This is a genomic window from Paenibacillus sp. FSL R7-277 (assembly GCF_000517965.1).
In the GTDB taxonomy this organism is placed as follows: Bacteria; Bacillota; Bacilli; order Paenibacillales; family Paenibacillaceae; genus Paenibacillus_AQ; species Paenibacillus_AQ silagei.
In genome coordinates, this window is the sequence record NZ_ASPX01000108.1 from 51,850 (window position 1) to 65,663 (window position 13,814).

Below are 13,814 nucleotides of genomic sequence, written 5' to 3' on the forward strand. Positions count from 1 at the left end.
TGTAGGCGAAAAACCGAATACATTCTCCCCCAGTAATCAGCATTCACATACCACCCAGACGGAGCTTAATGCTCCGCCTGATCCCGGTAGTCTTTCGGCGAATGGCCGGTGTGCTTCTTGAAGACCTTGCTGAAGTATTTGACGTCGTGGAAGCCGACCATTTCCGAGATCTGGGCTAGCTTGAGGCCCGGATTCTGCATCAGCAGCTTGGCCTTCTCGATGCGGACGCTGACGATGTAGTCGGAGAAGTTGATGCCGTATTCCTGCTTGAACCGGCGTGAGACATACTCGCGGCTGACCTGGAATTTGCCCGCCACCTCCTGAAGGGAGAGGTCGGAGGGGTAATTCTGCTCAATGTATTTTACGATCTCCGTCATCGGGTTCCGCTCTTTCTGCTGTCTGTCCGTGAGCGCCCGGGATAACTGCTGCATGAAGGCAAGGGACCAATCGCGCCAGGCGAACAGGGAGAAGGAATAGCCGCTGGGCTGCGGAGAGGGGTTCTGCTGGTCCCCGTGCTCAAGCTCAGCCAGTACGTTGGCTGCCTGGCTGCCAAGCGCTTCCCGGACCAGCCGGGAGCGAAGCAGCAGCGCATCGGCCTTCCAGTCGTTCAGCATCTGCGGGGTAACCACCCCCCGGCGGCTCAGCTCCTGGGTCCAGTGCTGCGCTGCTGCGGTCAGGGCTTCGGCCGTCCCGCTGATGACTGCCATCCGCCAGTCCTCCTGGACATCGGCAAAGCTCAGCGGGACCGCGGTCTCCCGCTTATCGCGCGGCTTCCTGCCCGTCACTGCGCCAGCACCATTGCCAGTCACCCACCCCGGCCCCGCACCCGCACCTGACTTCCGGCCTGTGACCTCGCCCGTTCCCGAGCCAGTCAATCCGCCTGTCGCCGCACCCGCACCTGACTTCCGGCTCGTCACCACGCCCGTTCCCGAGCCAGTCAATCCGCCTGTCGCCGCACCCGCACCTGACTTCCGGCCTGTCACCTCGCCCGTTCCCGAGCCAGTCAATCCGCCTGTCGCCGCACCCGTACCTGACTTCCGGCCTGTCACCTCGTCCGTTCCCGAGCCAGTCACTCCGCCTGTCACCGCACCCAAGCCTGGCTTCCCGCCCGTCATCACACCCACATCAGTCTCCCCGCCTGCCACCGAGCCCGCTCCCATGCTTGTCCCCGCACCCGGCAGCGCCTCCGCACCCGCATAATGGCAGTAATCCTCATGCCTGAGCAGATTCCGCCGCAGCAGGGCTTCGGCGGCTTCGGTGCGTCCCGCCGGCAGATGCGCGGGGAAAGCGCCCGGCGTGCTGATTCCGAAATGCATGCGGAATTGCAGCGTCAGGAAGATGCCCTGATTCATCCGGCTAATCAGCGAAGTGACGGATTCATGCGGCTCCCAGAGCAGGATGGCAATCTCCGGCGGCCCGCCCCAATAGCGGAACGCGATGCCCGTGCTCTGCTGCTGCAGAAATTCGTTGCAGATGTTCACGATGGCATAGTAGAGCAGCTCGCTGTCACCGCCGAAGCGCCGCAGCAGCGGATTGTTGCCGCTGTCCGTCTGCACGAGGAGCAGACGCGAAATCTTAATGTCCGGCGGAATGATGCCGTCATGGATCAGGCGGCGCAGCGAGGCCTCGGCATTCACCTTGTCGTCGATCAATGCGGACAGCAGCTTCTCCCCGAAGATCGGCTTGATCTCATTCAGCCGGAGGCTCTGGTGCTGGCGGTGGCTGCGTTCCGCCTCCTCGGCCCGCCAGGCGGATACTGCTTTGGAGACCGCGCTGTTAATCATATCCGGGTCAATCGGCTTCAGGATATAATCGATGCCGCCATGGCGGACGGTCTGGCGGACGAAGTCGAAATCATTATGCCCGCTGACCACAATGAACTTGGTGCTGCCTGCGAATTCATCCACCCAGGTCATTAGCTCCAGGCCGCTCCCGGACTCCATCATCATATCCATAATGACCAGCGCTGGCTTCTCCTGGCGGATTAGAGCGATGGCCTCATTGCCGTTACCCGCCTCCAGAATCTCCTCAATCTGATGGGCCTCCCAGTCCACCAGCAGGCGGACGGCCTTCCGGACTCTTGCTTCGTCATCTACAATCAGTGCCTTCATATCCGTTCACTCTCCACTACAATATCGATTTCAAGGCGGATGATTACCCCGCCTGTCTTCAGATTATCCACGGTCATCAGGGCATTATCCCCGCAGACCAGCCGCAGCCTGGCCAGCACATTGCCGAGGCCGATGCCCGCGCCCGGAGCATCGCGTCTACTAGGGCTGTCCTGTCCAGCGTTCTGCAGCAGCTCCCGTTCTTCAACGGTGCTGGACTGCTCCAGCTCCTTGCGCAGCGCCTCCAGCCGTCCTGCCGGAATCGGGAGGCCGTTGTTGGCGATGCTGATCTCCATCCGCTCCGGGGTTAGCCCGGCCACGTTAATCTCCATGTATCCGTCCTGACGGTCAAGCTGGAAGCCGTGCTTGAAGTAATTCTCCACAATCGGCTGGAGGATCATTTTGGGCATCAGCGCCTGAAGCAGCGGCTCCTCCACCTCACAGCGGAAGCTGAACTTGTTCTCAAAACGCTCCTTCTGCAGCTGGATATACGCTTTGACATGATCCAGCTCATTCTGGACCGTCACCACCTTCTCATCATTGTACATGCTGTAGCGCATCATTTTGGCCAGAGCCGACAGCAAGCCGTAGATCTGCGGCACCTTCAGCTCCAGGGCCAGCGTACCGATAATCTGGAGAGTGTTGTTCAGAAAATGCGGATTAATCTGGGACTGGAGCGCCCTCAGCTCATTGGTCCGGCTCGCCAGCTCCAGTCTGTACTCCCGCAGAATGAGATTGTTGATCGTGTCCATCATACTGCGGAAATGCTCGGTGACCACCCCGATCTCATCGTTGCCCGCCGGGCGGATCTCAATGTTGAGATTCCCGGTCTGGACCTGATTCATATACCGGGTCAGCTGCTTGATCGGCGCGGTAATCCGGAAGGAGACGAGGATCGTCAGAACAATGATCGTCACCAGCAGCAGCGCCAGCAGCAGCAGGTTGATCGCGGCGGCCTCCTTGGCTTCGCGGAACAGATAGGAGACAGGAATCTGCTTGACGAGCGTCCAGCCGAGGCCGATGCTGTCGATCTTTTGATAGATGAATACAGAGCTGTCCTGTTCAAAATAACCCTGTAACTGCGTACTGTCCGCAATCTGAGTGTTATACCAATCAGCATTCAGCGGTTTGCCGAGCAGCCCGGAATCATGGCTGTAGACCAGCCTGCCGCTGCTGTCCACCAGGTAGAGCTTCTCCTGATCCTGCTCGTACAGCTGGTCCACAATCTCACTGAGGGCTGCCAGTTTCACATCAATTGACAGATAGCCTAGCGCCTGCGAGGTAGGGATACGCTCAATTCTGCGGTGCAGCGTAAAGACCGGCTCCGGTATAAACTGCGTTAATGGCAGCCTTAGCCCGTAAGCGTTGCTCAGATGTGTACTCTGCACGCTTACCGGTGAGCTTCCGCTCAGACTGGACTGGTGGTAGGGTGCATTAGCCAGCCAGCGCTTGGGTGTTGTATTGTCGGTGATCAGCGTAGCCTTAGAGTCTTTCACACTGTATAAGTACACCTGTGAGAGGTGGGGCAGCGAGGTGGAGATATAGCTGAGCGAGTTATAGATGGCAATATCGGAGGACAGATCGTCGTACCCAGCTTCCAGCAGCCGGTAGAAATCGCCGTCAGAATACACGTTCAGCGATAGACGGTTAATCTCCTGCAGCAGACTGTTAATGTTCTTGTAGCCCTGATAGAGCAGATTCTTGTTCTCATCGACCGCCCGGTCCCGCAGCGACTTGGTGGTGTGGGAATAGCTGACATACATCGTAGCCATAATGCAGATTAAGGTGGGCACAAGCAGGAAGACAATCAGCTTCGTGCGGATACTGGTCCATTTCATGGGGCGGGTCACATCCAGGTCAATATTTTACACCCTAAAGATCACTTGCGTAGGTGTAAGAGGCTCTGCAAAAAACAGATAATATCTTTAGATCATAAACAAGTGAGTGAGTAAAAGAAAGGGGGGCCATACATGCGCGGCAATAAATTGTCCCAATTCGGTCAGCAGGTATTTTTCGTTGGCCCGGCATTATTGTTTTTTACCTTGATCATGATTATTCCGTTTCTGATGGGGATGTACTACTCCTTCACCGATTGGAACGGCGTATCCGGTAATGTAAGCTGGGTCGGCTTTGAGAATTTTAAAAGTATTTTTACGAATGATCACGATTTCTGGTCATCCTTCTGGTTTACCGTGAGATTCACCGTGCTGGGTGTGATCTTGACTAACATAGTAGGCTTCTTCCTGGCCTATCTATTGACCAAACCCTTGAAGACACGCAATATGCTCCGGACCATTTTTTTCATGCCGAATGTGATCGGGGGCCTGCTGCTCGGGTTCATCTGGCAGTTCATCTTCATCAAAGGCTTCGCCACTATGGGCGATCTTACCGGCCTGTCCTTCTTCAACCTTCCTTGGCTCGGGGATGCGACCACCGGCTTCTGGGCGATTGTCATGGTCTTCATCTGGCAGTCCTCCGGCTATCTGATGGTCATCTACATCGCTTCGCTCAGCAACGTCTCCAAAGAGGTGCTTGAAGCTGCCGAGATTGACGGCGCCTCCCGGATGCAGGTGCTGCGTAACATTATCCTTCCGCTGATTATGCCTGCGGTTACGATCGGACTGTTCCTGGCGATCTCCTGGTCCTTCAAGATGTTCGACCTGAACCTCTCGCTGACCAAAGGCGGACCGTTCAAATCTACGGAATCTGTAGCGATGAACATCTATAACGAAGCCTTCCTGAACAACCGTTATGGTCTGGGTACGGCGAAGGCGCTGTTATTCTTCCTCATTGTAGCGCTGATCACTGTCATTCAGGTTCGTATAACGAAGAGTAAGGAGGTAGAAGCTTAATGAATGCCAAGACCAAAAGCAGATGGAATATCGGCATTGAAGTGATTATGATCCTTCTGGCGCTTCTGTTCCTCTCTCCGTTCTACTTCCTGCTGGCGAATTCGGTAAAATCCTTCGGCGAGATTCTGAGCGACGCGGCAAGCTGGCCGCAGACCTTCATGTGGTCGAACTATGCGAATGCCTGGAAGCTGGCCCGGTTCTCCGAGGCCTTCCGCAACTCGCTGATCATTACGATCATCAGTGTAGCACTCATCTCGCTGTTCAGCGCGATGGCGGCGTACCGCATGGTGCGTGCCAATAACCGGTTCAACCAGATTCTGCTGCTGCTGATGGTAGCGGCGATGGTGGTTCCGTTCCAGACGATTATGATTCCGATCCTGAAGGTAGTGAACGTCCTGGGCGTGAATAACTCCTTCACAGGTCTCATTATCTCCCATCTGGGTCTCAGCATTCCGATGGCGATCTTCCTGTTCCACGGCTTCATCAAGTCTGTGCCGCTGGAGATTGAAGAGGCGGCTACGGTGGATGGCTGTAACCCGATCTCGGCGTTCTTCCGGATTGTATTGCCGCTGCTCAAGCCGATGCTGATGACCATTATCGTGCTCAATGCGCTGGGAATCTGGAATGACTATCTGCTGCCGTCCCTGATTCTTCAGGCGCCCGGACTGCGGACGATTCCGCTGGCGACCTTCTCCTTCTTCGGCCAGTATACGAAGCAGTGGGATATGGCGCTTCCGGCACTGACCATCGGGATTGCCCCGATCGTCATCTTCTATCTGTTCATGCAGCGTTACATTGTTGAGGGAATAGCGGCTGGCTCGGTGAAGGGTTAATTCACCGGGCTCCCGTTCCACATAAGAAGCAGTTAAATTATTCAAGGGGGAAATATCTAATGAAGAAGAAACATTCTGCACTGATGATGTCATCCGTAATGCTAATGTCAGTAGTGCTCGCGGCTTGTGGCGGCAATGCCGATAAGTCTGCCTCAAATAATGCTTCTAATGGAAGCGCTGGCAACAGCGGCGCTGTGAAGACGGTTAAGATTTTCCAGTTCAAGACTGAGATCGTGGAAGGCCTGAATGAGCTGAAGGTGGAATTCGAGAAAGAGCATCCTAACATCAAGCTGGATATCCAGACGGTGGGCGGCGGCGCAGACTATGGTGCAGCGCTGAAGACCAAATTCGCTTCCGGCGATGCTCCTGATATTTTCAGTAACGGCGGGTATGCTGAAATGGCACTGTGGCAAGACAAACTCGAAGACCTGTCCGACCAGCCTTGGGTGAAGGATCTGATTCCACTTGCAGCAGAACCTATGACCAAGGACGGCAAAACCTACGGGATGCCAATGAACCTTGAAGGAATCGGTTATGTATACAACAAGGACCTGTTCGCCAAGGCCGGGATTACAGAGACGCCAAAAACCATTTCACAGCTTGAAGAAGCAGCTAAAAAGCTGCAGGCGATTGGCGTAACTCCGTTCGGCAACGCTTATCAGGAATGGTGGCTGCTGGGGATTCAGGGGATTAGCGTAGCTTTTGCACAGCAGGATAATGTCGATGAATTCATCAAGGGCCTGAACGACGGAACCGCATCCATCGTAGGGAATGAGAAGTTCAAGGATTGGAGCAACTTGCTGAATCTGACGGTAAAATACGGCCAGAAGAATCCTCTGACCACGGATGCTAACACTCACCTGGCGCTGTTCGCCAAGGGCGAAACGGCTATGATGCAGGAAGGCAACTGGGCACAGACACTGGTAGATAACATTACGCCGGACATGAACATCGGGATGTTCCCGATGCCAATCAACGACGATGCGGCAATGAACGATAAGCTGTCGGTGGGTGTTCCGGCGAACCTGGTAGTGAACAAGGAATCCGGCTCCAAGGAAGAAGCGAAGACGTTCCTGAACTGGCTGGTCACTTCGGATATGGGGAAAGAGTATATCGTGAAGAAATGGAAGTTCATTCCTGCGCTGTCCACCATTCCGGCAACCCCTGAGGATATCGGTCTGCTGGGTGCGGATGTCTGGAATTATGTAAAAGAAGGCAAGGTCTATGGATTGCAAGCATCCAAATTCCCTGATGGCGTTACACAGGAATTCGCCAGCTCCATTCAGGAATTGATTGCCGGCAAAGTGGATGAAGCCGGCTGGGAGAAGGGCATGCAGGCTGCCTGGGATAAGCTGAAGAAATAATCTGAAAGGGAACAGATTGGATAGAGTGGTTTGGCCGGGACGCTCATGCCCATCTCAGTGAATGAGGTGAGGCGGGGCGTCCTTTATGGTTTTCGGCTAACTGGTGATTGAGGTATACTCGAATCAAAGTCTTGTACATTACGATAAGAGGGAGCTGGGCACAATTCGGGAGCGGAATGATTACAGCAACGTGCAAATCGGTGTCGACTATTATCCTGAGCATTGGGACGAGTCCATGTGGGAGAAGGATATCAAGTTAATGAAGGAAACCGGGGTCAAGGTTGTCCGGGTAGCGGAATTTGCCTGGAGCCGGCTGGAACCTTCGGACGGCAGCTTTGACTTCGCCTGGTTGGACCGGGCGCTGGATTTGTTCCATGCGTACGGGATTCAGATTGTGATCGGGACGCCTACAGCAACACCGCCGCGCTGGCTGACCTCCGCTTACCCGGATGTGTTGCCTGTACTCGCGGACGGCGGCGTCTTCCATCCGGGCGTGCGCGGCCACCGCTGTTATAACAGCGCTTCCCTGCGGAAACATGGCAGCCTGATTATTGAGGCGCTTGCCCGCCAGTACAGCAGTCACCCTGCAGTTATCGGCTGGCAGACGGATAACGAATTCAGTATGCTGGATTGCCACTGTGACAGCTGCAACCTGGCGTTCCGGGACTGGGTTCAGCAGAAGTACGGGACGCTGGAACAGCTTAATTCGGAGTGGGGAACCGTGGTCTGGAGCGGAAGCTACAGCAGCTGGAGTGAACTGACAGTTCCTTATGGCGCTTCACCTTTTCAGAACCCTTCGCTGCTGCTGGACTTCCAGCGGTTCCAATGGGATTCAGTGATTGCCTTCCAGAAGTCGCAGATTGATGTGCTGCGGGCGATCTGCCCACATCACTTTATCACCCATAACTTTCACAGTTATCCGCAGCGGTTGGACATGCACGGGCTGGCAGAGGAGCTGGATGTGGCGGCCTTCGATTACTATCCGAATCCTTCGCCTAAGAAACAGGCCACTGCACCATACAGCGGGGCCTTATCCCTGGATCTGACCCGCGGGATTAAACGCCGGGGCTTCTGGATCATGGAACAGCTTAGCGGCCCTCCGGGCTGCTGGTTCCCGATGTGGCGCACTCCGTATCCCGGACTGATCCGTGCATATGCCTGGCAGGCGATTGCCAGAGGTGCGGATACCGTGGTGCATTTCCGCTGGAGAAGCGCAGCCGCCGGAGCAGAGCAGTTCTGGCACGGCCTCATCGACCACAGCAATGTGCCCGGGCGGAGATTTGCCGAATTCGGGCAGCTGTGCAGTGAGGTGAATGCTCTGGCTCCGCTGCTGGAAGGGACCGGAGTCATGAGTCAGACGGCTATCCTGTATTCGCACGAGCAGTTGGCTGCGCTGCGGATTCAGCCCCAGGCGGAGGGGCTGGACTATTATGATAACATCAAGCAATATCACCGGGCGTTAACCAAGCGTGGCATCAGTTGTGATGTGGTGGACTGGCGTCAGCCGCTGGAGGGCTACAAGTTGGTTATCGTCCCGAGCCTGTACCTGCATGATGAAGAGGCGGCACAGGCGCTGGAATCCTTTGCGGAAGGCGGCGGCACAGTCATTTTGATGAGCCGAAGCGGTGTGAAGAACATGAATAATATCTGTGTAATGCAGCCTCTTCCCGGGCTGTTCTCACGTGCGGCCGGCATAACGGTGGAGGAGTATGATCCGGTTGGAGACGAGATTCATACGCTCCGTGATGCTGAAGGGAATTTGTATGCATGCAGCCATTGGTGCGACATTCTTTGTCTGGAGGGAGCGGAGCCGATCGCCTGGTATGAAGATGATTACTATGCCGGAGTTCCTGCGGCTACTCTGAACCGCTTCGGGGCGGGCAAGGTATATTATATCGGAACCGATCCCGGGGAGGATTATTGGCTGAAGCTTTTGGGTGATATCGCGCTGGACGCAGGGCTTGAGCAGTTCGCGGAATTACCGGAGGGCGTTCAGGCCTTCAAGCGTACAGGAGAGAACCGGGAGCTGCTGTTCCTGCTGAACCTCAGCCGGACGGCTCAGAGCATCCGGCTGGAGAAGCACTACCGCAGCGCGCTAACCGGCAATCTGGAGACTGGAACCGTCATGCTTCCGCCTTTTGCTGTTCAGATTCTGCAAGCTGTAAGCTCTGGCCTGCAGGAAGCTGGAGTCAGGCAGTAGGGTGACGTCTCTTCTCCTGCAGACGGGAGGCCAGGGAGACCACAGGAGCTTTCGGCTGTGGCTTCCGTCTCTCGGCCTGCTGCTTCTGCGCCGCCATAAGCTCCTCTTGGCGGAACCGGCTTAGGAGGTCATGGACAGTTCTGATTTCACTTGTACCGATAGCTATTTCTATGCCATCCGGATTACCGGGCAGCTGGAACTTCCACTTTTTGTTTTCCACTGCTCTCACTCCTAGCCATTTTTTAGTCGGGGTCTCGCATTCCTGTTATATTTCCATCATAAACGGTGTATCGGATCATGTATAATGAAGGGAAATGATGGAGGCCATCACTGCGGCTGATGGGTGATCCGGGGGGAGCGATACGGCGTGGATACGGGTCTTCTCAAAGTATTTCTGGCGGTTGCCGAAGAAGGAAGTATCTCTAAGGCAGCCCAAAGCCTGAACTATGTGCAGTCCAATGTAACGGCAAGAATCCAGCAGCTGGAGCAGGAGCTGAAGACTCCGCTGTTCTACCGGCATAGCCGGGGAATTACCTTGACCTCGGCCGGACGGACGTTCATGGAGTATACGGTCAAGATTCTTAATCTGCTGGATGAGGCGAAGCTGGCGGTGCTGGATTCGCCGGTGCCCACAGGCTTGATTACCATCGGCTCGGATACGACGGCGGCAGTGCGGCTGCCTGCTATCCTGTCCACTTACCGAGGATGCTACCCGGAGGTGGAGGTGCAGCTGCAGGTCGGACGGGCGGGGGAGCTGATCGAGTCGGTTCTGCAGCATCAAGTCCAGGGGGCCTTTATGGACGGGCCGGTGGAGCACCCGGAGATTGTCCAGGAGCTGCTCATCCACGAACGGATCGGGCTGGTGATTCCCGATAGTATGGATTATCAGGGCATCCTCTCTGTTCATGACAAGACCCTGCTGATGCTGAATGCAGAATGCCTGTACCGGAACAAGCTGGAGAGCTGGCTGGCGGAAGAGGGCGGACGGCTGGGTAAGATGATGGAGTTCGGGACGATGGAGGGATTACTCGGCTGTGTAAGGGCGGGAATAGGGTATGCGGTGCTGCCGTTATCCTATTTCACCCGGATGAATGTCACGGAGGGGATAAGGATCTATCCGTTTCCCGAGAAGTATGCGGAGGTGCCGACGGTATTCATCCGGCGGCGTGACCTCTATATGACGAGCGCGTTCCGGGAGTTCATCGAAGAGCTGAAGGCAGGGCTGCCGGAAGCGGTGAGCGGGACAGACAGGATGCAGAACGGCAGCGGTCCTGTGGAGTAACGGGCAGCAGTGAAGTCATAAAAGTAGGATAAGATCCTATATTCGTGCCGCAAAAGACGGATACCCCACTTAGGTGGATGGTATCCGTCTCTGTATGTCCAGGAGTTAGTGCAGCTTCCTGAACTGCTCTGGCGTAACCGCCGACTGCTTACGGAAGGTGGCTACGAAATGGCTGACATCGCGGAAGCCGACCAGCTGCGAGATGGCCTTAACGGTAAGCTGGGGATTCGCAACCAGCAGCTCCTTGCTCTTGCGGATGCGCAGCCGGACGAAATAAGCATAAGGCGATAGCCCGAAGGTCTGCAGGAACAGGCTGTTCAGATATCTGCCGGACACCTCAAGCCGGGAGGCGAGATCACTGAGGCCTACCTCGGGATCACCATAATGGCTGTCCATCCATTTCAGCAGCGGCTGAAGCTTGTCCACATTGCGGGAGATTGCCGTGTTGTTATGCAGCTGCCCGTATTTGTTCAGGGTCAGCAGGAAACGGTAGGCATCGCTGGATTCCCCGAGACTGAACATGTCATTCGAAGTATCGTGGCGGTCCAGCATCTCCTTCAGCATCGAGCTCAGCGGGGCCCCGCTCTCCCAACGGTAGAACAGGCTGGTGTTCATCCCGAGCGAATCCAGAATATGCCGGGCTGAGGTCCCGCCGAAGGTGAGATAATAGGTGCGCCAAGTCTCTGAGGAGAGTGCTTCATAGCGGTGCGGTGTCCCCGGCATCAGCAGAATGCCGCTGCCTTCGGTGAGTGTGAGCTTCTTGTTGTCAAAGTGGATCATCCCGCCGCCATGCGCCGTCTGCAGCCAGTGATAGGTGTGATAGCCTTGCGGCCGGGAGACTTGTTCCTGATCAGGGTTATAACCCATACTGTCGAGGGTGATGGGGAGCAGCTGGCCGCTCTCCTGGGCGAATACGATTCTGCGGACGGTATCCAGTGACATTCCGGTTCATCTCCTGGTGTTCCATATTATTATATTCCAATTCATTAATATTATATTTATAGCGATAGAGGTAGCGATTAAAATAAGAATATACTTATACTATAAAGGATGTGCGTAGCGTGATCAACGAGAAATTACCTAAGATCTGGTACGGTGGAGATTATAACCCGGAGCAATGGGAGGCCCCGGACTGGGCAGAGGACGAGCGGATGTTCAAGCTCGCGGGCATAGACGTAGCAACCATTAATGTGTTCTCCTGGGCGCTGATTCAGCCGTCTGAGGATACGTACGATTTCAGTGGTCTGGATGAGTTAATCGACCGCTTATATAAGAACGGCACCTATGTATGTCTGGCTACGGGTACCGGGGCACATCCGGCCTGGATGGCTCACCGCTATCCGGAGGTCACCCGCGTGGATGTTCAGGGCCGGAAGCGTAAATTCGGCGGCCGCCACAACTCCAACCCGAACAGCGCAGTCTACCGCAAATATGCGGCACTGCTGGCCGGTAAGCTGGCTGAGCGCTATAAGGATCACCCGGGCCTGGTGGCCTGGCATATCTCCAATGAATATGGGGGATATGATTACTCCGAGCAGTCCGAGGCTGCTTTTCGTGTCTGGTTGAAGGAACGTTACGGAACGTTGGATGCGCTCAACAAAGCCTGGAACACCCGGTTCTGGGGCCATACCTTCTATGACTGGGAGGAAATCGTTGTTCCGAATGAACTCAGTGAAGAGTGGGGCGGTAACCGGACCAACTTCCAGGGAATTTCTCTGGACTACCGGAGATTCATGTCGCACAGCCTGCTGGAATGCTACAAGCTGGAGTACGAAGCCATCAAGCAGCACAGCACGAACATTCCGATTACAACCAACATGATGGGCTTCTACCCGGAGCTGGATTATTTTGAATGGGCGAAACATATGGATGTGATCTCCTGGGACAACTATCCGTACTTGGACACGCCGGTCAGCCATACGGCGATGACACATGATCTTATGCGCGGCCTGAAGAACGGCCAGCCGTTCATGCTGATGGAGCAGACGCCAAGCCAGCAGAACTGGCAGCCGTACAATTCCCTGAAGCGTCCCGGCGTCATGCGCCTCTGGAGCTATCAGGCGGTAGCGCGCGGTGCTGACACCGTGCTGTTCTTCCAGCTGCGGCGGTCCATCGGCGCTTGCGAGAAATACCACGGAGCGGTCATTGAGCATGTAGGGCATGAGCATACCCGCGTATTCCGCGAATGTGCTGAGCTGGGCCGGGAGCTGGAGAGCTTGGGCAGCGAGCTGCTGGATGCACGCAGTGCGGCGCAGATCGGGATTATCTACGACTGGGAGAACCGCTGGGCGCTTGATCTCTCCAGCGGCCCGTCTGTTGCACTGAAATATGTGGACGAGGTCCATAAGTATTATGATGCGCTCTATCAGCAGAATATTGAAGCGGATATGATCGGCGTAGAAGAGGATCTGTCGAGATACAAGATTGTCATTGCACCGGTGCTGTATATGGTGAAGCCGGGCTTCGCCGAGAAGGTTGAAGCCTTCGTCCAGGCAGGCGGCACCTTCATTACGACGTATTTCAGCGGGATTGTCAATGAGAATGATCTGGTTACGGTTGGCGGGTATCCGGGAGAGCTGCGTAAGGTGCTGGGGATCTGGGCCGAGGAGATCGATGCCCTGCTGCCGGGCATGAGCAATGAAATCATAATGAATAAGGAATGGGGGGCTCTGAACCGTTCTTATGCCTGCGGCCTGCTCTGCGACCTGATTCATCCCGAAGGCGCAGAGGTGCTCGCTCAGTATGGTGCGGATTTCTATAAAGGTATGCCTGCCCTAACGGTGAACAGCTTCGGCGCTGGTAAGGCTTATTATGTGGCCACCAGCCCGGATGCGGCCTTCCTGCGCGGCTTCCTGGCTAACCTGTGCGCCGATAACGGCATTGCACCGCTGGTCAGCGCGCCGGAAGGTATTGAGTCCGTTCAGCGTGTGAAGGACGGCGTATCCTATCTGTTCCTGCTGAACCATTCAGCAGAGGAGCTTCGTGCGGATATCGGTACCCTAGAGCGGACCGATCTGCTTACCGGGAAGAAGTTCAGCGGCTCCACTACAGTTCCCGGGCGCGGAGTGCTGATTCTGTCAGACAGACTGTAATTCTTGAAACTTCAAACAGCAGGCGGCCTCCCGTGACGGGGGCTGCCTGCTGTTTTGTTGTTACCGGGGCGGGCTCAAACTAT

General features: G+C 55.6%; 10 protein-coding genes. 6 read left to right on the plus strand and 4 right to left on the minus strand.

The window, feature by feature from the left end:
• Positions 1 to 65: 65 nt before the first annotated feature.
• Together C173_RS35150 and C173_RS27765 are read right to left on the minus strand one after the other, a co-directional pair.
• Entirely contained in the window at positions 66 to 2,111 is a 2,046-nt protein-coding gene (locus tag C173_RS35150) for a helix-turn-helix domain-containing protein (protein WP_235192049.1), read from the minus strand.
• The gene (locus C173_RS27765; protein ID WP_036731273.1) at positions 2,108 to 3,946 is read right to left on the minus strand and encodes a sensor histidine kinase; all 1,839 of its coding nucleotides are present in this window, start codon (positions 3,944 to 3,946) and stop codon (positions 2,108 to 2,110) included. Before C173_RS27765 ends, C173_RS35150 begins: the two co-directional genes overlap by 4 nt.
• A gap of 132 nt (positions 3,947 to 4,078) precedes the next feature.
• On the opposite strand from C173_RS27765, the gene C173_RS27770 reads away from it, so the two are divergent.
• From C173_RS27770 to C173_RS27785, 4 genes are all read left to right on the plus strand, one after another.
• Positions 4,079 to 4,960 carry a carbohydrate ABC transporter permease gene (locus C173_RS27770; RefSeq protein ID WP_036731275.1) on the plus strand — a complete coding sequence of 294 codons (882 nt, stop codon included), beginning with the start codon at positions 4,079 to 4,081 and terminating at the stop codon, positions 4,958 to 4,960.
• The gene (locus C173_RS27775) at positions 4,960 to 5,793 is read left to right on the plus strand and encodes a carbohydrate ABC transporter permease (RefSeq protein WP_036731277.1); all 834 of its coding nucleotides are present in this window, start codon (positions 4,960 to 4,962) and stop codon (positions 5,791 to 5,793) included. Before C173_RS27770 ends, C173_RS27775 begins: the two co-directional genes overlap by 1 nt.
• A 59-nt stretch (positions 5,794 to 5,852) precedes the next feature.
• Positions 5,853 to 7,157, plus strand: coding sequence for an ABC transporter substrate-binding protein (locus tag C173_RS27780; RefSeq protein WP_036731279.1), 1,305 nt, complete (start codon positions 5,853 to 5,855; stop codon positions 7,155 to 7,157).
• A 103-nt stretch (positions 7,158 to 7,260) separates the two neighbouring features.
• On the plus strand, positions 7,261 to 9,357 hold the full coding sequence (locus tag C173_RS27785) for a beta-galactosidase (protein ID WP_235192050.1): 2,097 nt from the start codon (positions 7,261 to 7,263) through the stop codon (positions 9,355 to 9,357).
• On the opposite strand, the gene C173_RS27790 is transcribed toward C173_RS27785, so the two are convergent.
• Entirely contained in the window at positions 9,347 to 9,577 is a 231-nt protein-coding gene (locus C173_RS27790) for a hypothetical protein (protein ID WP_036731282.1), read from the minus strand. The two genes, C173_RS27785 and C173_RS27790, sit on opposite strands and share 11 nt — an antisense overlap.
• 147 nt (positions 9,578 to 9,724) lie before the next feature.
• Between C173_RS27790 and C173_RS27795 the strand changes: the two genes are divergently transcribed.
• A complete protein-coding gene (locus C173_RS27795; protein WP_051478504.1) occupies positions 9,725 to 10,639 on the plus strand; it encodes a LysR family transcriptional regulator in 915 nt (304 codons plus the stop codon).
• 105 nt (positions 10,640 to 10,744) lie between these two features.
• On the opposite strand, the gene C173_RS27800 is transcribed toward C173_RS27795, so the two are convergent.
• On the minus strand, positions 10,745 to 11,581 hold the full coding sequence (locus C173_RS27800) for an AraC family transcriptional regulator (protein ID WP_051478505.1): 837 nt from the start codon (positions 11,579 to 11,581) through the stop codon (positions 10,745 to 10,747).
• Between the two features lie 119 nt (positions 11,582 to 11,700).
• On the opposite strand from C173_RS27800, the gene C173_RS27805 reads away from it, so the two are divergent.
• Complete coding sequence (locus tag C173_RS27805; RefSeq protein ID WP_036731285.1) at positions 11,701 to 13,731, plus strand: beta-galactosidase; 2,031 nt, start codon at positions 11,701 to 11,703, stop codon at positions 13,729 to 13,731.
• Positions 13,732 to 13,814 lie beyond the last annotated feature (83 nt).